Origin of the sequence: Pseudomonas sp. UYIF39 (assembly GCF_029963765.1) — a bacterium.
GTDB lineage: Bacteria > Pseudomonadota > Gammaproteobacteria > Pseudomonadales > Pseudomonadaceae > Aquipseudomonas.
Genome location: NZ_JALBYU010000001.1, coordinates 291,588 through 311,937, shown reverse-complemented (window position 1 = coordinate 311,937; position 20,350 = coordinate 291,588). Strand labels below are relative to the sequence as shown.

The 20,350-nt window shown below is 59.6% G+C and carries 18 protein-coding genes and 1 pseudogene; 11 read left to right on the top strand and 8 right to left on the bottom strand.

Going from position 1 to position 20,350, the window contains the following annotated elements; all coding sequences use genetic code 11:
- The first annotated feature begins 95 nt into the window (after nt 1-95).
- Nucleotides 96-1,046, top strand: a complete 951-nt coding sequence (locus tag MO767_RS01575) for a DUF1853 family protein (RefSeq protein WP_282479108.1) — start codon at nt 96-98, stop codon at nt 1,044-1,046.
- 86 nt (nt 1,047-1,132) lie between these two features.
- Here MO767_RS01575 and MO767_RS01570 read toward each other — a convergent pair.
- Nucleotides 1,133-1,260 (bottom strand): annotated as a pseudogene (locus MO767_RS01570) (IS110 family transposase); the annotation flags it as partial.
- A gap of 104 nt (nt 1,261-1,364) precedes the next feature.
- Nucleotides 1,365-1,925 (bottom strand): NAD(P)H-dependent oxidoreductase, encoded by a 561-nt coding sequence (locus MO767_RS01565; protein WP_282479107.1) that lies wholly within the window; start codon nt 1,923-1,925, stop codon nt 1,365-1,367.
- Nucleotides 1,926-2,101: 176 nt separating this feature from the next.
- Here MO767_RS01565 and MO767_RS01560 point away from each other — a divergent pair, with 176 nt between their 5' ends.
- Together MO767_RS01560 and MO767_RS01555 are read left to right on the top strand one after the other, a co-directional pair.
- Nucleotides 2,102-2,362: a hypothetical protein gene (locus tag MO767_RS01560; RefSeq protein WP_046048837.1), complete on the top strand. Its 261-nt coding sequence runs from the start codon at nt 2,102-2,104 to the stop codon at nt 2,360-2,362.
- Between the two features lie 88 nt (nt 2,363-2,450).
- The gene (locus tag MO767_RS01555) at nt 2,451-3,344 is read left to right on the top strand and encodes a LysR family transcriptional regulator (RefSeq protein WP_282479106.1); all 894 of its coding nucleotides are present in this window, start codon (nt 2,451-2,453) and stop codon (nt 3,342-3,344) included.
- On the opposite strand, the gene MO767_RS01550 is transcribed toward MO767_RS01555, so the two are convergent.
- The 5 genes from MO767_RS01550 to MO767_RS01530 all read right to left on the bottom strand — a co-directional run bounded on the left by MO767_RS01550 (nt 3,310) and on the right by MO767_RS01530 (nt 8,503).
- Nucleotides 3,310-3,924 carry a GNAT family N-acetyltransferase gene (locus tag MO767_RS01550; protein WP_282479105.1) on the bottom strand — a complete coding sequence of 205 codons (615 nt, stop codon included), beginning with the start codon at nt 3,922-3,924 and terminating at the stop codon, nt 3,310-3,312. The two genes, MO767_RS01555 and MO767_RS01550, sit on opposite strands and share 35 nt — an antisense overlap.
- Nucleotides 3,925-3,938: 14 nt before the next feature.
- Nucleotides 3,939-6,194 carry an Orn/Lys/Arg decarboxylase N-terminal domain-containing protein gene (locus tag MO767_RS01545; protein WP_282479104.1) on the bottom strand — a complete coding sequence of 752 codons (2,256 nt, stop codon included), beginning with the start codon at nt 6,192-6,194 and terminating at the stop codon, nt 3,939-3,941.
- A gap of 126 nt (nt 6,195-6,320) precedes the next feature.
- Entirely contained in the window at nt 6,321-7,079 is a 759-nt protein-coding gene (gene dnaQ, locus MO767_RS01540) for a DNA polymerase III subunit epsilon (protein ID WP_282479103.1), read from the bottom strand.
- A 120-nt stretch (nt 7,080-7,199) separates the two neighbouring features.
- Nucleotides 7,200-7,652, bottom strand: coding sequence for a ribonuclease HI (gene rnhA / locus MO767_RS01535; RefSeq protein WP_008152099.1), 453 nt, complete (start codon nt 7,650-7,652; stop codon nt 7,200-7,202).
- Nucleotides 7,653-7,744: 92 nt separating this feature from the next.
- Complete coding sequence (locus MO767_RS01530) at nt 7,745-8,503, bottom strand: methyltransferase domain-containing protein (RefSeq protein ID WP_046054809.1); 759 nt, start codon at nt 8,501-8,503, stop codon at nt 7,745-7,747.
- 65 nt (nt 8,504-8,568) lie between these two features.
- Between MO767_RS01530 and gloB the strand changes: the two genes are divergently transcribed.
- The 8 genes from gloB to fabI all read left to right on the top strand — a co-directional run bounded on the left by gloB (nt 8,569) and on the right by fabI (nt 19,277).
- The gene (gene gloB / locus MO767_RS01525; RefSeq protein WP_282479341.1) at nt 8,569-9,336 is read left to right on the top strand and encodes a hydroxyacylglutathione hydrolase; all 768 of its coding nucleotides are present in this window, start codon (nt 8,569-8,571) and stop codon (nt 9,334-9,336) included.
- A gap of 99 nt (nt 9,337-9,435) precedes the next feature.
- Nucleotides 9,436-10,890, top strand: coding sequence for a transglycosylase SLT domain-containing protein (locus MO767_RS01520; RefSeq protein WP_282479102.1), 1,455 nt, complete (start codon nt 9,436-9,438; stop codon nt 10,888-10,890).
- A gap of 189 nt (nt 10,891-11,079) precedes the next feature.
- Nucleotides 11,080-12,912 (top strand): extracellular solute-binding protein, encoded by a 1,833-nt coding sequence (locus MO767_RS01515; RefSeq protein ID WP_282479101.1) that lies wholly within the window; start codon nt 11,080-11,082, stop codon nt 12,910-12,912.
- A complete protein-coding gene (locus tag MO767_RS01510) occupies nt 12,909-14,750 on the top strand; it encodes an extracellular solute-binding protein (protein WP_282479100.1) in 1,842 nt (613 codons plus the stop codon). Before MO767_RS01515 ends, MO767_RS01510 begins: the two co-directional genes overlap by 4 nt.
- A 4-nt stretch (nt 14,751-14,754) precedes the next feature.
- Nucleotides 14,755-15,828: a microcin C ABC transporter permease YejB gene (locus tag MO767_RS01505; RefSeq protein ID WP_282479099.1), complete on the top strand. Its 1,074-nt coding sequence runs from the start codon at nt 14,755-14,757 to the stop codon at nt 15,826-15,828.
- 1 nt (nt 15,829) lies between these two features.
- Nucleotides 15,830-16,849 (top strand): ABC transporter permease, encoded by a 1,020-nt coding sequence (locus tag MO767_RS01500; protein ID WP_282479098.1) that lies wholly within the window; start codon nt 15,830-15,832, stop codon nt 16,847-16,849.
- Between the two features lies 1 nt (nt 16,850).
- A complete protein-coding gene (locus tag MO767_RS01495; RefSeq protein WP_282479097.1) occupies nt 16,851-18,461 on the top strand; it encodes an ABC transporter ATP-binding protein in 1,611 nt (536 codons plus the stop codon).
- Nucleotides 18,462-18,482: 21 nt separating this feature from the next.
- Nucleotides 18,483-19,277, top strand: coding sequence for an enoyl-ACP reductase FabI (fabI, locus tag MO767_RS01490; RefSeq protein ID WP_008152082.1), 795 nt, complete (start codon nt 18,483-18,485; stop codon nt 19,275-19,277).
- A 172-nt stretch (nt 19,278-19,449) separates the two neighbouring features.
- On the opposite strand, the gene MO767_RS01485 is transcribed toward fabI, so the two are convergent.
- Nucleotides 19,450-20,310, bottom strand: coding sequence for a LysR family transcriptional regulator (locus MO767_RS01485; protein WP_282479096.1), 861 nt, complete (start codon nt 20,308-20,310; stop codon nt 19,450-19,452).
- Between the last annotated feature and the right edge of the window lie 40 nt (nt 20,311-20,350).

Below are 20,350 nucleotides of genomic sequence, written 5' to 3'. Positions count from 1 at the left end.
CGGCGGCGAAAAACACGATTATGGGCGAAAGCGCAGGATAGACAAAATCCTTTCAGCCACAACGGTGTACTCACGATTGAGGCTATGCTCGCAAGATGATCCTATTTCCCGATTTGCTGCAGTTACCCCACCAGTTGCGCCACCCCGAAGTGCGCGACCTGGCTTGGGTCATCCTCGCGCCGCCGATGCTTGGCGTCACGACGTGGCCGCAGCGCCATCCGCTGACCGGCAGTGACTGGGTACAAGCGCCGGAGCGGCTGGAACGGTGGCTGCGGCAACTCGATCACGACAGTTATGACTTGCTGCACTGGCTGGCGCAGGCCCGAACCCGGCGATTGGGCTTGTACTACGAACGCCTCTGGCAATACGCCGTGCGGCACGCGCCGGGTATCGACCTGATTGCCGCCAACATGCCGATCCGCCGCGAAGGCCACACGCTGGGCGAGCTGGACATGCTGCTGCGCGATCGTGACGGCGTGCACCATCTGGAACTGGCGATCAAACTTTACCTTGGCCCGCAAAATGGCGACGGACACGACACGGCGCAGTGGCTAGGCCCCGGCTGCCATGATCGGCTGGACCGCAAACTGGCCCATCTGACTCAGCATCAATTGCCGATTTCGGCGCGCCCGGAGAGCCGCGAAGTATTGGCGGCGCTGGATATCCAGCAGTTCAGTGCGCATTTGTGGCTGGGCGGCTATTTGCTGTATCCGTGGCCGGGACCGGCCGAGCCACCGAATGGTGCACATCCCCAGCATTTACGCGGTAGCTGGCTGCACCAGAAGGACTGGGCAGACTTTGTCGTGCAACGCCCGTTCGGTCGCTGGCAACCCCTGCCCCGCCATGCCTGGCTGGCACCGGCGCATTATCCGGTGGAGCAGACCTGGAGCACTGAACAGCTGAATGCCTGGCTCAGCGATCTTGACCCTCTGGCCCCGGCGCAGTTGCTGGTGCGATTGATAGAGAATGCCGACGGGGATTGGGAAGAAGCAGAGCGGTTGTTTCTGGTGGCGGATCTTTGGCCGAATGTGCCGGGTAATGGCTGAGTTTTGTAGCGTCTGGGCTGGCCTTATCGCGAGCAAGCTCGCTCCCACATTTGATCTCCTTTTGGCGAAGCCCCTTGTGGGAGATTCTATGTTGCAGGGCAACCCTGCAACTTCAGGCCGGTTGGTATTCGCTCTGATTTTTCATCAGGGCAAATGCCACCCGGCAGAGTTTCCGGGCAAGGGCCACCAATGCCTGGGTTTTCGAGAAGCCTCTTGCCGAATACCGGCTGTATGACTATTTCCCTAACAAGGAAGCCTTGCGAGGACTTGCCCGCACAACCGACAGCGGAGCAAAGCTTTGCTCCTACACAGGATTTGTCACGCTTTCTTATGTTGTTCGACCCAAAGACCATAAGCATTGATGAATTTTTGCAGGAACGGTTTCAGCGACTCGGACAGGTTACCCGCCTCGTCGAACGCTGAACCGGCACCGCTCAGATAGGCTTCCGGTTGTTGCATGCACGGCACATCCAGAAACACCAGGGACTGGCGCAGGTGGTGATTGGCGCCAAATCCGCCGATAGCGCCCGGCGAGGCACTGATCACGGCACCAGGCTTGCCGCTCCAGGCACTCTTGCCATAGGGGCGCGAACCTACATCGATCGCGTTCTTCATTGGCGCAGGCACCGAACGGTTGTATTCGGGGGTCACGAACAGCACCGCGTCGGATGAGCTCACTTGTTGCCGGAAAGTGCTGTAGGCTGCCGGCGGTGAAGCACCATCGATGTCTTCGTTGTAGAGCGGCAGATCGCCGATTTCGACGATAACCAGTTTGAGATTGGCAGGCGCCAGTTCGGCCAGGGCCAGCGCCACCTTGCGATTGATCGATTCCTTTCTCAAGCTGCCGACCAGTACAGCGATCGTATAGACGTTGCTCATGGAAGATTCTCGACTGTCCGATGGAAAGAGCTTGTAGTTATAGATCACGATTCAATTAGTGGGCGACTGAAAAACGCCGCCCCTGACTATTTTTTTCCTGTAGGAAAACTTACCTCGCCCAACCACGGTCTACAGAGCCGCAAATTGAGTGATTTATCCCCAGAGGTTCTAAGCAGATGGCAGCAGTACTCGTCGGTCAGTTCCATGCAAGAGACGCGGAAGGCCGCGTTTATTCCGTGCATGAGTTCCAGGAATCCACCCCGTCGGCAGACGGTCTCACTGGCTCGGTGCCTGTCACCACTTATAAGCTGGCCATTGGCGATCGCGTTAAAAAGCTCGATGACAACCAGTTTTTGCTGGTGCAATCGGACGTCACTATCGTGCGCGAGCCCGACACTTATGTCGGCAGCCGGCCGGAAACCAACGTCGCTTCATAACCCCGTGTTATGAGCAGAAGTCATATGCGCGCACTTGAGTTAGGATTCAGCCACTGACTCCCTCACCTGCTGAACATGGACTTCACGCATGCGTTTACGTCATATCGAAGTGATCCAGGCGCTCTTGCAGACCGGTCACCTGGGCACCGCCGCCGAATGGCTGCAGTTGCCTGTGGCCGAAGTCGAAGGGATTCTGCGCGACGCCGAGGACCAGTTGGGTTTCATGCTGTTTTCCAGCGTGCGTGGACGCTTGCAGGCCACGCGTGAGGCGCGGGAGTTGCAGGTCCAGATCGCCCACGTCTATGAAGCGCTTGAGCCGGTTCAGCGGCTGGCCAACAGCCTCAAGCAATATCAGGCTCCGCCCTTGCGGATCGTCTGCACGCCGCCCCTGGCACAGCAGCTATTGCCCCAGAGCATTGCCGCCCTGCGCCGACGCCTTCCTGACGCGCCGTGCACCCTTCTGAGTGAACCTACCCGCGAGATCGTCAGAAACCTGCTGCTGCGTGAAAGCGATCTGGGCCTGAGCCTGCATGACCCCGATCACGCCGACATTCATTGCCAGATGATCGCTCAGGGGAAACTTCAGTTGCTCGCGCCCCATGGCTGGTTGCAACCCAAACAAAAGTACATTTCGCTACAGGACCTGGCTGGCCAATCGATGGTGGGCCTGGAAGGTCATGATCCGCTGAGCCCGGCGCTGGAAAACAAGCTGCATGCCCTGCGCCCTGCCCCGGTCATTCAAACCCGGGTACAGACTCATCAGATGATGCGCAGCATGGTCGAGGCCGGCGAAGGCCTGGCCATCGTTGACCCTTTCACTGCCCTCGGGGCGAAATCGGCCGGGCTGGATGCCTGCCCGCTGGCGCCGGCCGTGCCGATCAGCCTTTATGCCTTGACCCTCAAGAACGGCGAGCCACCACAGGCGGTTCAGGCATTGCTGGGCATCATCACGGAACAAGCCGTGGCGATGTTGGCGAACTGAGCGGGGTTTCCAGCGGATTATCGAACAATCGATACCAGAACAACGCCACTTCGGCGGTGTTCGGATCGATCCCGCGATAGCGCAGATGATCGATTCCTCCTATGACGTACCCGCTGCGCTCATAGAGCCGGCAGGCACCCAGGTTGTTGTTCTGGGTTTCAAGCATGATGCCCGGCAGTTTCTTTTTTCGGCTCCAGAACTGCGCCACATCCAGCAACGCCTTGGCCACGCCATGACTGCGCGCCGGCGCATGCACCGCCAACTCGTCGATATGAGCAAAGCCGTTCCAGTTGGTGCTGACCACCAGGTGACCCACCGGCTCATCATCGAGATAAGCCATGAAAATCGCGCTGTCAGCGGCATCGCGGAAACTGCTGAACTCTTCGGGATCAATGCCGTAGCACTTGCGATAGGGCGTGATCGGCGTCACCGACCACTGCTCCACCGGTTTGCCGATTTCAGCTGCGCCGTAGGCCGCGACTTCAAAACTGAAATCGCTGCCCCAGATATAGGCCGCAAAACCATCGTCGGCAACGCGCACCGACAGCCCTGGGTATTTCGGATTCATGATCGGTTGCATACTGGGAAAGGTCCTCATTCCTTGATGCAATCAACGGTGTAATGCCGTCCATTGCCCTCGTCTTCGTGTTGCAATCCGTGCACATCAGCGACAAATCCCGGGAAACTGCTATCGAACGTGCGCGCAAATGCCAGGTAATCGATGATCGAGCGGGTCGACTCGGTAAAACGCTCGCCAGGCATGATCAAAGGAATACCCGGTGGGTACGGCACCAACATGACAGCGGCGATCCGCCCATCCAGAGCATCGATCGACACCGCTTCAACTTCGCCACGCACCAATTGATCATAGGCGTCAGATGGCTTCATGGCGACTTCCGGCAACACGGTGTACATGCGCTTGAGATGTTTGGCCGTGGCATTGCGGCGATAGCAGGCGTGCAGTTGATCGCACAGATCCCGCAAGCCCATGCCCTGATAGCGCGCGACATTCTCTTGTGCCACGCACGGCAAACAAGTCGCGAGGCTGACATTGGCATCGTAGCTGCGCTTAAACTCCAGCAACTCGGTCAGCAGCGTGCTCCATTTACCTTTGGTGATACCCATGGAGAACAACACCAGGAACGAATACAGACCGGTCTTTTCAACAACCAACCCCCGTTCCCAAAGAAATTTGCTGACCACTGCCGCCGGAATCCCGCGCTCGCTGAGGGCGCCACCTGCCGTCAGGCCTGGCATCACCAACGTGACCTTGATCGGATCAAGCAGTACGTAGTCGTCGGTCACGCCGCCAAAGCCGTGCCAGTCGGCGTCGGGTTGCAGCAGCCAGTCATCGGTGACCACACGGTTGATGCCTTCCACCGATGGCGGCTGCCAGATGGAAAACCACCAATCGTCAGCGGCGATGTGCTGGCGCAAATTGGCTAGCGCCCGGCGAAAACTCAGCGCTTCGTCAAACATTTCCTGCAACAGCGAACGCCCGGCCGGGCCTTCCATCATGGCCGAAGCCACATCCAGCGAAGCGATGATGCTGTACTGCGGCGAGGTAGAGATGTGCATCATGAACGCTTCATTGAAGCGATCCCGATCCAGCTGCCGCGCGCCGCCGTCCTGGACGTGAATCATCGACGCCTGGCTGAACGCCGCCAGCAGTTTGTGGGTGGAATGGGTGGTGAACACCAGGGGGCCGTTTTCACTGCGGGAAGTGCCCATGCCGTAACGTCCGGCGAAGAACTCGTGAAACGCCGCGTAGGCGTACCAGGCCTCATCGAAGTGCAAGACCTCGACGCTGTTGCCCAACTGCTGCTTGATCAGCTCAGCGTTGTAGCAGAGGCCGTCGTACGTCGAATTGGTCACCACCGCCAACTTGACCTTGGGCGCCCGGCCCTTGGTCAGCGGGCTGGCGTCGATCTTGGCCTGAATCGATTCGCGGCTGAATTCGCTCAATGGAATCGGGCCGATGATCCCCAGCTCATTGCGCTCCGGGCACAGGTACAGCGGAATGGCGCCGGTCATGATGATCGAGTGCAATATCGACTTGTGGCAGTTGCGATCCACCAACACCAAGTCATCGCGAGCGACCATCGAATGCCAGACGATTTTGTTCGCGGTCGAGGTGCCATTGATCACAAAGAAGGTGTGATCGGCGCCGAAATTGCGGGCAGCACGGGCCTCGGCTTCTGCCAGCGGACCGGTGTGATCGAGCAAAGAACCGAGTTCCGGCACCGACACCGACAAATCGGAACGCAGGGTATTTTCCCCGAAGAACTGGTGAAACGCCTGGCCCACCGGGCTCTTGTGGTACGCCACTCCGCCGCCATGGCCGGGCGTGTGCCAGGAATAATTCGAATCAGCCGTGTGCTGCACCAGCGCTTTGAAAAACGGCGGCAGCAGACCATCCAGATATTTGCGTGCCGCTCGAGCGACCTGTCTGGCCAGAAAAGGCACGGTGTCTTCGAACAGATAAAGAATCCCGCGCAGCTGATTGAGTTCGGCCATGGCGTCGGCCGGAGCGTTCTCCAGGGTCACCTGCTCGCCCAGTGCGAAGATCGGCAAGTCGGGCGCGCGCACCCGCGCCAGGCCAATCAGCTCGGCCATGTTGTGCAATAGATGAGAGTGGGTGCTGGCGTCTTCGGCCGCAATCAACATGCAGGAAAGACCGTGATGGGTCGAGGCAACCAGACGCCCTTCGGTGTAATCCACCGCCGAGACAATGCTGAAGCCTTCCTGCTCCAGCTCCCGGGCGATGCCACGCACGCGATCACCGGCAACGGTGTCGGCCTTGATGTCGCGATGGACGATCAGGACCGGGAATTTCAAATCTTTATACATGGGGCTCAGTGTCCTGAGGCGGCAGACCGTGGTCCGCCAATCACCTCAGGGTAGAGGGTTCGAGCGCATGTGGCGAGTGCGATGCCCCGAAGCAGGTCATCGGGCGCACCATTGTGTGGCGAAAAATCAGGCTTGAGCCTTGGCCTCGGCCAGTTGTTGCCAGAGTGACGCCGCGCCGGCGGATTTGGCGATGGCTTCCAGGCGTGCCACGTGTTGGGCCAGGTCATCTTCGCTGGCACGGATGATACGCGTCGGTTGACGATCGACCGGCAGGCGGCGGATCTCGGTGGCGGAATTGTCCGCACCTTCCCCGGAACCGTTGCCATCGGAAGCATTACCAGCCAGGGACAGGCTGGTCTGACCGCCCGTCATGGTCAGGTAAACGTCGGCGAGGATCTCGGAGTCGAGCAAGGCGCCGTGCAGTTCACGACCGGAGTTGTCGACGCCATAGCGTTTGCACAAGGCATCGAGGCTGTTGCGCTGCCCCGGGTGACGTTCCCGGGCCATCATCAGGGTGTCGAGGATCGAGCAGTGCTGCGTGATGTCCGCACGATCGTGCTGGCCCATCAGGGCGAATTCGTTGTTGATGAAGCCAACGTCGAACGCCGCGTTATGAATGATCAGCTGCGCACCCTTGATGAATTCAAAGAATTCATCGGCCACTTCAGTGAAGCGCGGCTTGCCGACCAAAAATTCGTTGGTGATGCCGTGGACGCCAATGGCGCCTTCATCACTCTCGCGGTCCGGTTGCAGGTAAACGTGGAAATGCCGGCCCGTCAGGCGCCGACCGATCAACTCGACACAACCGATTTCGATAATCCTGTGGCCGTCGGTCACCGGCATGCCGGTGGTTTCGGTATCGAGTACAACGGATCTGGTGGCCATCAGTGCTCAGCTCTCAACGGGACATTCGTGCAAAAGCGGCGATGTTAACACGCCCGCCGGGGTCTTTCAGGTGCACCGCGTCATCGTTCATCGCGACGCGGTGTATTGGCAGAAACTGAATCAGGCTTGTTTGTAACCGCGCACTTCATCCACGCCACGGTTGGCCAACTGGTCGGCGCGTTCGTTGCCATGGTGACCGATGTGCCCGCGCACCCATTTCCAGGTGACGTTGTGGCGATTGACCTGCTCATCCAGCAACTTCCACAGGTCAGCGTTTTTCACCGGTTCTTTCGCAGCGGTTTTCCAGCCGCGCTTCTTCCAGTTGTCCATCCACTCGTTGATGCCTTTCATCACATACTGCGAGTCGGTGACCAGCAGCACGTCGCAGGAGCGCTTAAGCTCTTCGAGGCCACGGATCGCACCCATCAGCTCCATGCGGTTGTTGGTGGTGTTGGCTTCGCCGCCCCACAGTTCTTTTTCAATGCCCTTGCACACCAGCAAAGCGCCCCAGCCGCCTGGGCCAGGGTTGCCTTTACAAGCGCCGTCAGTGAAGAGTTCTACGCTATCGCTCATGCCAATCTATCCAGAAAATGCGGTGGCTCGCCGATCGGTGATCGACGATGCCCGAGGCCGGGGCAAACCCGGCCGGGAAAATAAAAGGTGTATTACGGATCGATGCGGCGACGATTGACCTTGGCCATCGGCAATGGAATCAGCTTGCCCATCGGTTCGCGCCGCTCCTGGCGGACGGGCCGCAGGCCCACCACGATCTTGCGCGCAACCAATAAATAGAAGCCGCCACCCGACAGTTGCCAGTCACCGGCCTTGCGCTCCCAACCGGCCAGACGAGCCTGCCAGGCGGGTGACGCAAGCGGCGGACGATAGCACCCGAAGCGGCGTTTCTCCAGCGCGAAGCCCAGCAGGTTCAGCCAGTCACCGACTCGCGACGGGGAGATGCAGCGAGCCTTGCGCATGGCGTCGTGAGCAAAAACGTGACGCAAGCCCCAGGTGCTCCAGGGGTTGATCCCGACGATCAGCAGATGCCCGCCGGGCCGCACACTGCTCGCCGCTTCACGCAGCAAACCGTGGGGCGACAGGCAGAAATCCAGCCCATGCTGCAACACCACCACATCGGCGGCATGCTCGCTCAAAGGCCACGCCTGCTCTTCGCAGACGATCTCGACACCCGGCAACGGCGCGCCGAGTCGCACATTGCGCTGGACTTGCGGCGCCGACGGTGGCGTTTGGGCCGACGGGCCGTAATGCACCAGGTAGCCACCGAAGAACCGTCCCAACTCGTCTTCGAGCATGCGACGTTCTTCGTCCAGCAGAAATTGCCCGATGGGGCCGGACAGCCATTCACGGGCCGCGCTGATCAATGTCAGCCATTCAGGATCAGCCTGAGCGAACGCTTTATCGGTCATTGCATTCTCCAACGCGTCAGGAAGTTCTAAGATGCGCCAATGTTTTCCGCTTGGCGAATCCGACGATGATACAGATCAGTGCCCTGCCCGCCTTCACCGACAACTACATCTGGTTATTACAAGACCACCGCACCCAGCGCTGCGCGGTGGTTGATCCGGGCGATGCCGCGCCGGTACAGGCCTGGCTCGCCGCGCATCCGGGTTGGGTGTTGAGTGATATTTTGATCACTCACCATCATCATGACCACGTCGGCGGCGTCGAGCAGCTCAAAAAAGCGACAGACGCGACAGTCTACGGTCCGGCCAGCGAAACCATCCCGCTGCGGGACGTGGCCCTCAAGGACAACGACCGCGTCAGCGTGCTGGGCTGGGACTTCGATGTGTTTGCCGTCCCCGGCCACACCCTGGGGCATATCGCCTATTACCATCATGGTTTGCTGTTCTGCGGTGACACCCTGTTCGCGGCCGGTTGCGGACGTTTGTTCGAAGGCACGCCGGAGCAAATGCATACCTCACTGACGCGCCTCGCGGCGCTGCCTGAAGATACGCTGGTCTACTGCACTCACGAATACACCCTGAGCAACCTGAAGTTTGCCGCCGCGGTCGAACCGGGCAATCCTGACACTGCCGCACGTCTGGAAAAAGTCACCGTACAACGTGAAGCCGGAATCATGACGCTGCCCTCTACTCTGGCGCTTGAAAAGCTTACCAACCCGTTTTTGCGTGTCGACGAAACATCCGTTAAAGAAAAACTGGACGAACGGAACGGAACCCAAAACCAGGCTCCGAGTACGGTTTTTGCTGCTCTGCGTGCTTGGAAAGATAAGTTCTAAGTAGCCATCACGCTGGTACAAAAATTCTGAATGGTTGACCGCAGGGGGTGCGCTTTCTAGAATCGCCCGACATTTTTGCCCGGAACTTACTTCCAGCCAATGTCGTCATCTATTCGTAAAGCCATCAATTCAGACGCATTGACCCGCTTGGCTCAAGCCATCGCGGTGGCTGTGTCCGCCACTCTGGCGGGCTGCTCAAGCCATGTGCCGCAGACCGACGCGACACACACTCCGAATATCGCCGCCCGAGCCAAACAGAAGCCTATCTGGCTCAGCGAAAAACCGACTCCACAAATTCCACAAGATGTCTGGGAGCGCATGCGCCAGGGCTTCCAGTTGCAGGACAACCTGGGTGTCAACCCGCGCATCGAGCAACAGCGCCTGTGGTTCGCCAGCAACCCGTCCTTCCTCGAAAACGCCGGCGAACGCGGCAGCCTCTACATTCATTACATCGTCGAACGCCTTGAAGAACGCAACATGCCGCTGGAACTGGCGCTGCTGCCAGTGATTGAAAGCGCCTACAACCCGATGGCCTATTCCCGGGCCGACGCAGTTGGCTTGTGGCAATTCATCCCTTCCACCGGGCGTTACTTCAACCTGCGTCAAACCCGTTTCTATGATGGCCGTCGCGATATCACCGCCTCGACCACCGCGGCCATGGATTACCTGACCCGCCTGCACGACATGTTCAACGGCGACTGGCTGCTGGCCCTGGCGGCCTATAACGCCGGCGAAGGCACGGTCAGCCGGGCCATCGAGCGCAACGAAAAGCTCGGCTTGCCGACCGATTACTGGAACCTGCCGCTGCCGGCCGAAACCCAGGCCTACGTGCCAAAGTTGCTGGCCCTGTCGCAAGTGGTGCTGGCACCTGAAGCCTACGGCGTGAACCTGAACCCGATCGCCAACGAACCGTACTTCCAGGTCGTCGAAATCAACCAGCGCATGGACCTGTCCAAGGTCGCCGCAGTGGCTAACATCGACGAAGACGAACTGTTCCAGCTCAACCCGGCCTTCAAGCAGCGCACCACCATCGATGGCCCCCAGCATTTGCTCGTGCCAACGTCCAAGGCGCAACTGCTGACGGCCAGCCTGTCGACCATGCGTCCTGAAGAGTTGATCAGCAGCAAGCCGCTCAAGCCGGTATTCGAAGGCTCGGACGACTCCGAACTCGCCAGTCTCAAACGCGTTTACCGCGTTAAACGCGGGGACAACCTGGCCGCCATCGCCAAGGCCAACAAGGTCGACGTCAAGGACCTGCAACGCTGGAACAAGCTGACCGGCAAGAATCTCAAGGCCGGCCAGGCGCTGGTCATGCAGGACGCCACCAAACGCAGCGGCGGTCGGGTCAACACCGTCGTGGCGGCGAACAGCAAAGTAACCGGCAAAGCTGACAAACAGAAGCCCCAGACCCAGTACAAGGTCCAGCAAGGCGACTCGCTGTACATGGTGGCCAAGCGTTTCAACGTTGAAATGCAGCACCTCAAACGCTGGAATCCTCGGGTTGGCCAGGCGCTGAAGCCGGGCCAGATGCTGACGGTTGCTTCCCCACGCTGATTGATGTGGAACCGAAAAAGATCGCAGCCTCCGGCAGCTCCTACGGATGTAAATACAGGTAGGAGCTGCCGAAGGCTGCGATCTTTTTTTATGCCCCGACACCGCTTTCAGCCCCCGTCTTTTTCCTGTCGATACAAGCTGTTACTGTACGGGCCACAAAGCCCAAGCCGCCTGGATCGGATCCCTGACTTGAAGCGTCCCCTCCTCCTGCTCCTGATCAGCCTGGCCTTGAGTTCCCCCGCAAGCGCGACGATCAGCGAAAGCCATGGTTATGCGCAGTTCGGATCGCTCAAGTACCCGGCCAGATTTACCCACTTCGACTGGGTCAACCCGCAAGCGCCCAAGGGCGGTACGTTGCGGGTGATGGCGTTTGGCACCTTCGATACGCTCAACCCCTATACGTTCAAGGGGTCAAGTCCGGTTTCTACACCTAATTTCCTGCAGTACGGCATCAACGAGCTCAACGAACCGTTGATGGTCGGCACCGGCGAGTACGCACCGTCCGGCGATGAACCAACCTCCAGCTATGGCCTGATCGCTCAATCCGTGGAATACAGCGAGGACCGCAGCTGGGTGGTGTTCAACCTGCGCCCCGAAGCGCGGTTCCACGATGGCACGCCGATTACCGCCTATGACGTGGCGTTTTCCTACCGCTTGCTGCTCAAGGAAGGCCATCCGCAATACCGCACCAACCTTCAGGAGGTGTCGCGGGTCGACATCCTCAATCCGCAGCGCATTCGTTTTGTCTTCAAGCGCGCCGGCAATCCGTTGCTGATCCTACGCCTGGGCGAATTGCCGGTGCTGCCCCAGCATTACTGGAAAGGTCGTGACTTCAAGGCCACCACCTTCGAACCGCCACTGGGTAGCGGGCCGTATCGCATCACGTCGGTAGCGCCTGGGCGCCAGATCATTTTCGAACGGGTCAAGGACTACTGGGGCAAGGACCTGCCGGTCAATCGCGGCAAGTACAACTTCGATCGAATGGAAGTCGAGTTCTACCGCGACAGCGACGTCGCGTTCGAAGCCTTCAAGGCCGGCGAATTCGACATCTATATCGAGCATCAGGCGAAGAACTGGGAAAACGGCTACAGCTTCCCGGCGGTGCGACGCGGCGACGTCATCAAGGCGCAAATCCCGCATCAGATCCCGACCCAGAGCCAGGGTCTGTTCATGAACTCCCGGCGCGCGGCCTTCTCCGAGACCAAAGTCCGTGAAGCGCTAGGCCTGATGTTCGACTTCGAGTGGACCAACCGCACGCTGTTCAGCGACGCCTATGAACGCGCCATGAGCTACTACCCCAACAGCGAGTTCTCCGCGATTGGCCTTCCGGTCGGCCATGAATGGCTGATGCTTGCGCCGTATCGCGAGCAGTTGCCCGCCAAGCTCTTCACGGAGCCATTCAGCCTGGCGCAGACCCAAGGGCGCGGCGTCCCCCGGGAAACCATGCGCAAGGCTCTGGGCCTGCTTGCCGAGGCCGGCTGGAAGCTCAATGGCCAACACGTACAGAACGCTGCCGGGCAACCGTTGCGTTTAGAGATCCTGCTGGTCAACCCGAACCTGGAACGCATCCTTCAGCCTTACGTCGAGAACCTCGCCAGCATCGGCATCGACGCTCGGCTGCGCACAGTCGATCGCGCCCAGTACAAGCAACGCCTGGACCAGTTCGATTTCGACATGATCCTGATGACCCTCAACCAGACGCTCAGTCCGGGCCTGGAACAATGGCAGTACTTTCATTCCAGCCAGGTCGGGGTCAAGGGCAGCAAAAACTACGCTGGCATCGCCAACCCTGTGGTCGATCACCTGCTCGAACAATTGCTCGCCGCCCAGACCCGCGATGAACAGGTCGCCGCCGGCAAGGCCCTCGACCGGGTGTTGCTGTGGCAGCACTACATCATTCCCAACTGGTACCTTAATTATCACCGCCTGGCCTACCGCAACCGGTTCGCCTTCGTCACCACGCCGCCCTACACATTGGGCCTGAGCGCATGGTGGCTGAAATCTTCGGAGAAAGATCGATGAAACCCGTACGCACCCTGCTCTTGCAGGCCAGCGGTCTGTTGTTCGCCGGGCTGGCCTGTGCCGCCCCGCAACATGCCCTGACCCTGTACAACGAGCCGCCGAAGTACCCGGCCGATTTCAAACATTTCGATTACGTGAACCCCGACGCACCCAAGGGAGGGATCTTCCGTCAGGCCGGTTTCGGCGGCTTTGACAGCCTCAATCCTTTCATCAACAAGGGTGTCGCGGCCGACGACATCAACATGATCTACGACACCCTGGCCAAACAGGGCCTGGATGAACCGTTCACCGAGTACGGCCTGGTCGCCGGCAAGATCGAAAAATCCCCGGACAACAGCTGGGTGCGTTTCTACCTGCGCCCCGAAGCGCGCTTCCACGACGGGCATCCGATGCGCGCCGAGGACGTGGTGTTCAGCTTCCAGACCCTGATCAAGGACGGCGCGCCGCTGTACCGCGGTTACTACAGCGATGTCGAGGAAGTGGTCGCTGAAGATCCGCTGACGGTGCTGTTCAAGTTCAAGCACAACAACAACCGTGAGCTGCCGCTGATCCTCGGGCAGTTGCCGGTGCTGCCCAAGCATTGGTGGGCGACGCGCGATTTCACCAAGGGCAACCTGGAAATACCGTTGGGCAGTGGCCCGTACAAGGTCAGCGAGGTCAAGGCCGGGCGGTCGGTGCGCTATGAGCGGGTCAAGGATTACTGGGGCAAGGACCTGCCGGCCAACCGCGGGTTCTACAACTTCGACGTGATGACCACCGACTACTACCGCGACAACACCGTGGCCCTGGAAGCACTCAAGGCCGGGCAGTTCGATTACTGGCTCGAAATGGCCGCAAAGAACTGGGCCAACGCCTACAACATTCCGGCCGTCACCGAGGGCCGGTTGATCAAGGAGCAGATCCCGAACGGCAACCCCACCGGCATGCAGGGTTTTGTGTTTAACCTGCGCCGCCCAGTTTTCCAGGACGTACGTGTACGTCAGGCCTTGACGCTGTTGCTGGACTTCGAGTGGACCAACAAACAACTGTTCAACGGCGCCTACGCGCGCACCCGCAGTTATTTCGAGAATTCGGAAATGGCGGCCAGCGGTCAGCCGGACGCCGATCAATTGGCGATCCTCGACCCTTTCCGCGGCAAGGTTCCCGAGCAGGTATTCAGCGAGGCGTTCCAGAACCCGGTGACCGACGCCAGCGGCATGATCCGCACCCAGCAGCGCAAAGCCTATCAACTGCTGCAAGAGGCGGGCTGGCGGATCGTCGATGACAAGATGGTCGACGCCACCGGAAAACCGGTGACCATCGAATTCCTGCTGGCCCAAACCGAATTCGAGCGGGTGCTGCTGCCGTTCAAGCGCAACCTCAGCGACCTGGGGATTGACCTGGTGATCCGCCGCGTCGACGTCTCGCAGTACATCAACCGCGTACGTTCCCGGGACTTCGACATGATCGTCGGCAGCTTCCCGCAGTCCAACTCGCCGGGCAACGAGCAACGCGAGTTCTGGATGTCCGCCGCCGCCGACAAACCCGGCAGCCGCAATTCCATGGGCCTCAAAGACCCGGTGGTGGACTTGTTGGTCGAGCAACTGATCAACGCCGATTCGCGCAAAAACCTGGTGGCCCATGCACGCGCGCTGGACCGCGTGCTGCAATGGGGCTATTACGTGATCCCCAACTGGCACATCAAAACCTGGCGCGTGGCGTACTGGAACCACATCGGTCACCCGAAAATCTCACCCAAGTACGACATCGGCATCAACACTTGGTGGGTCAAACCCGATGCGAAACCGGCGGTAGAAGTCGAAACCAAACTGCAAGCCGACCCTGCGGGCACGGAGTAATCAGATGCTGGCGTATATTTTTCGGCGACTGCTGCTGATCATCCCGACCTTGCTCGGCATTTTGCTGATCAACTTTGTGATCATCCAGGCCGCCCCCGGCGGGCCGGTGGAACAGATGATCGCCAAGCTCGAAGGCTTCGAAGGGGCCACCAGTCGCATTGCCGGCGGCGGTGCCGAAGTCTCGGTGGCGGGGTCCGCCTATCGCGGCGCCCAGGGCCTGGACCCTGCGCTGGTCAAGGAAATCGAGCACATGTACGGCTTCGATAAATCGGCGCCGGAACGGCTGTGGATCATGATCAAGAACTACGCCACCCTGGATTTCGGCGACAGCTTCTTCCGCGACGCCAAGGTCATCGACCTGATCAAGGAAAAGATGCCGGTGTCGATCTCCCTCGGGCTGTGGAGCACGCTGATCATGTACCTGGTGTCGATCCCGCTGGGGATCGCCAAGGCGACGCGACACGGCAGCCACTTCGACGTCTGGACCAGTTCGTTGATCATCGTCGGCTACGCGATTCCGGCGTTCCTGTTCGCCATCCTGCTGATCGTAGTGTTCGCCGGTGGCAGCTATTTCGACTGGTTCCCGCTCAGAGGGCTGACCTCTAACAACTTCGCCGAGTTGAGCATGGGTGGCAAGATTCTCGATTACTTCTGGCACCTCGCATTGCCTGTCACCGCGCTGGTGATCGGCAACTTCGCGACCATGACGCTGCTGACCAAAAACAGCTTCCTCGACGAAATCAACAAGCAGTACGTGGTCACCGCCAAGGCCAAGGGCCTGACCAATCACCGCGTGCTCTACGGCCATGTGTTCCGCAACGCGATGCTGCTGGTGATCGCCGGGTTCCCGTCGGCGTTTATCGGCATCTTCTTCACCGGCTCGTTGCTGGTGGAAGTGATCTTCTCCCTCGACGGCCTTGGGCTGATGAGTTTCGAGTCGGCGATCAATCGCGATTACCCGGTGGTCTTTGGCACGCTGTTCATCTTCACCCTGTTGGGATTGGTGGTGAAACTGATCGGCGACCTCACCTACACCTTTGTCGATCCGCGCATCGACTTCGAAAGCCGGGAGCATTGAGATGAATCTGTCCCCTCTCAATCGCCGACGTTTCGAACTGTTCAAGGCCAACAAGCGTGGCTGGTGGTCGTTGTGGCTGTTTCTGCTGCTGTTTGGGCTGAGCCTCGGCGCCGAGCTGATCGCCAACGACAAACCGCTGGTGGTGCACTACGACAACGGTTGGTACTTCCCGGCGCTCAAGCGTTACCCGGAAACCACCTTCGGCGGCGAATTCCCGCTGGAAGCCAACTACAAGAGCCCGTACATCCGCGAACTACTCAAGGCCAAAGATGCCTGGGTGCTGTGGGCGCCGATTCCCTACAGCTATCAAAGCATCAACTACGACCTGAAAGTCCCGGCCCCGGCGCCCCCCTCCGTCGACAACCTGCTGGGCACTGACGATCAGGGCCGCGACGTGTTGGCGCGGGTAATTTATGGCTTCCGGATTTCGGTGTTGTTCGCCCTGACGCTGACTATTCTCAGCTCGATCATCGGCGTGATTGCCGGAGCCTTGCAGGGTTTCTACGGCGGCTGGGTGGATTTGGCCGGGCAGCGCTTTCTAGAGATTTGGTCCGGGCTGCCGGTGCTGTATCTACTGATCATTCTCGCCAGCTTCGTACAACCGAACTTCTGGTGGCTGCTGGGGATCATGCTGTTGTTCTCGTGGATGAGCCTGGTGGACGTGGTCCGCGCTGAATTCCTGCGAGGGCGTAATCTGGAATACGTGCGCGCTGCGCGGGCGTTGGGAATGCAAAACGGGGCGATCATGTTCCGTCACATCCTGCCCAACGCCATGGTCTCGACCATGACCTTCATGCCGTTCATTCTGACCGGCGCCATCGGCACCCTGACCGCCCTGGATTTCCTCGGCTTCGGTTTGCCGGCAGGCAGCCCGTCCCTCGGTGAACTGGTGGCCCAGGGCAAATCCAACCTGCAAGCGCCGTGGCTCGGCATGAGCGCGTTTGCCGTGCTGGCGTTGATGTTGAGTTTGCTGGTGTTCATCGGCGAGTCCGCTCGCGATGCCTTCGACCCGAGGAAGTGAAATGAATCAGGACAATCTGATCGAAGTGCGCGACCTGGCCGTCGAATTTGTCGTCGGCGAACGTTGTCAGCGCGTCGTCGAAGGCGTCAGCTTCGATATCAAACGCGGTGAAACCCTGGCGCTGGTGGGCGAAAGTGGCTCCGGCAAATCGGTGACCGCCCACTCGATCCTGCGGCTGCTGCCCTACCCGCTCGCCCGGCATCCGTCCGGGACCATCGAGTACTCCGGGCAAAACCTGCTGAGCCTGAAAGAGAAAACCATTCGCCACATCCGCGGCAACCGGATCGCGATGATCTTCCAGGAGCCGATGACCTCGCTCAATCCGCTGCACTCGATCGAAAAGCAGATCAACGAGGTGTTGAGCACCCACAAAGGCCTGATCGGCAAAGTCGCGACCAAGCGCACGCTGGAGCTGCTGGAAATGGTCGGCATCCCGGAGCCCGAGAAGCGCCTGAAGGCGCTGCCCCATGAATTGTCCGGGGGCCAGCGTCAGCGGGTGATGATCGCCATGGCCCTGGCCAACGAGCCGGAACTGCTGATCGCCGACGAACCGACCACCGCGCTGGACGTGACCGTTCAGCTGAAAATCCTCGAATTGCTCAAGGAATTACAGGCCCGGTTGGGCATGGCGCTGCTACTAATCAGTCACGATTTGAATCTTGTACGAAGAATTGCGCATCGCGTATGTGTCATGCAGCGCGGTTGCATCGTCGAACAGGCATCGTGCGAAGAGTTGTTCCGCGCACCCCAGCATCCGTACACTCGGGAACTGCTGGCAGCGGAGCCCAGCGGCAAGCCGGCAACTAACGTTATCGGCCCGCCGTTGCTGCAGGTCGAGGACCTGAAAGTCTGGTTCCCGATCAAGAAAGGCTTTCTGAAAAAGACCGTCGACCACATCAAAGCGGTGGACGGAATCAACTTCAGCCTGCGTCAGGGCCAGACCCTGGGGATTGTGGGAGAAAGCGGTTCGGGCAAGTCGACACTGGGTTTGGCGATTTTGCGGCTGATCGGCAGCAAAGGTGCCATCCGTTTTGAAGGCAAGCAGCTAGACTGCCTGACGCAGCAACAGGTTCGACCGCTGCGTCGGGAGATGCAGGTGGTGTTTCAGGACCCGTTCGGCAGCCTGAGCCCACGGATGTGTGTGAGCCAGATCGTCGGCGAAGGCCTGCGGATCCACAAGATGGGTACCGAGGCGGAACAGGAACAAGCGATTATTGCGGCACTCAAGGAGGTAGGTCTGGACCCGGAAACCCGGAACCGCTACCCCCACGAATTTTCCGGCGGGCAACGGCAGAGAATCGCCATTGCCCGGGCATTAGTGCTAAAACCGGCGTTGATTCTGCTGGACGAGCCGACATCGGCCCTCGACCGGACAGTGCAACGCCAAGTGGTGGAGCTTTTGCGTTCACTGCAAACCAAATACAACCTGACATATCTGTTTATCAGCCATGACCTGGCTGTCGTCAAAGCGCTGAGCCACCAGCTGATGGTGGTCAAGCAAGGCCAAGTGGTCGAACAGGGAGACGCGCAAAGTATTTTTGCGGCCCCCAAACATCCGTATACACAGCAGTTGCTGGAAGCCGCTTTCCTGGCCCCAGCCACTGCGCAATAACCTGAAAGAGAGGAGCAACACATGGGTTTTCTCGCCGGTAAGCGCGTACTGATCGTCGGTGTCGCCAGCAAGCTGTCCATCGCATCCGGCATCGCTGCCGCCATGCATCGCGAGGGCGCTGAGCTTGCCTTCACTTATCAGAACGACAAACTCAAGGGTCGTGTCGAAGAGTTCGCCCAGAGCTGGGGTTCCAACCCTGACCTGTGCTTCCCGTGCGACGTGGCCAGCGATGAAGAAATCGCCAAGGTCTTCGTTGAGCTGGGCAAGAAGTGGGACGGCCTGGACTGCATCGTGCACTCCGTCGGCTTCGCCCCGGGCGACCAACTGGACGGCGACTTCACCGAAGCCACCACCCGTGAAGGTTTCCGCATCGCTCACGACATCAGCGCCTACAGCTTCGTGGCCCTGGCCAAAGCCGGTCGCGAAATGATGAAAGGCCGCAACGGCAGCCTGCTGACCCTGTCGTACCTGGGCGCCGAGCGCACCATGCCGAACTACAACGTGATGGGCATGGCCAAGGCTTCCCTGGAAGCTGGCGTTCGTTACCTGGCAGGCTCCCTGGGCCCGGACGGCACCCGCGTCAACTGCGTATCGGCTGGCCCGATCCGCACCCTCGCTGCTTCCGGCATCAAGAACTTCCGCAAGATGCTGGCCGCCAACGAAGCGCAAACCCCGCTGCGTCGTAACGTCACCATCGACGAAGTCGGCAACGCCGGCGCCTTCCTGTGCTCGGACCTGGCGTCCGGCATCAGCGGCGAAATCATGTACGTGGACGGTGGCTTCAACACCACGGCCATGGGCAGCCTCGAAGAGTAATCTTCGGGCTCCAACGAAAAACCCGCCTGGTTAGGCGGGTTTTTTTATGCCAGCGATTTGAGGCCTGATGCAAATCCCCTGTGGGAGCGAGCTTGCTCGCGATAGCGGCGTCTCAGTCGACATCAATTTTGAATGTCAGTCAGTCATCGCGAGCAAGCTCGCTCCCACAGGGTTATTGGGCGCCCAGACATTTCGCAAATAGCTGCTGGATCGGTTGCGTGCGCTGACTGTAACGCTGAAGCAGGACGATCTCGCGGTAGAACGTCAGCTCACCCAAAGGGATGATCCGAACCTTCGCCCCATGCTCAAGCCATAACCCAGCCTTGGGCAGTAGTGAAACGCCGAGCCCGCATTCAACCATCTTCACGATGGCTTCCAGCTCATCCAGCTCCAAAGCCACCTGCACATCAATCTGCTGCTCACGCAAAAACCGCGTCACCAACCGTCCACCGAACGAATTGCGGTCGTAGCGCACATGCGGATGGCTGGCGAGGATCTGCAACGGCTCGTCGCCTTCCAGGTCCGCTGGCACGATCAATACAAACGGTTCCTTGCGGATGAGCTGCGCTGACAGTTCCTTGGGCAACTCGAACGGCGGCTTGATCAGGATCGCCAGATCCACCTCACCGGTGTCCACCTGGCTCAACAGGTTAAGCGACACGCCCGGCACCAGTTTCGGCTCCAGCAACGGTGCCTGTTGCCTCAGTCGCAACAATGCCTGGGGCAGCAGTCCAGTCTGGGCCGTGGCCACCGCGCCTATTTTCAACTCGCCGCGATACTCACTGACATCATCGCTGACCGCCATGCGGCTGAAGGTCTCCAGCATTTCCCTGGCCATCGGCAATGCCCGCTGGCCTGCCGCATTGAGCAGCGCCTGACGTCCGGTGCGGTCGAACAAGCGAATACCCAGGGCCTGTTCCAGATTGCGAATCTGCGCGCTGACGGCCGACTGGGTCAGGCCGATGTGCATCCCGGCGGCGGCAAAAGTGCCGTAGCGCGTCACCGCAATGAAGGTTTTCAGTTCTCGCAACATGGCCTTCTCAATTGATCGAAATAATTTGAGCTCGTTGCAA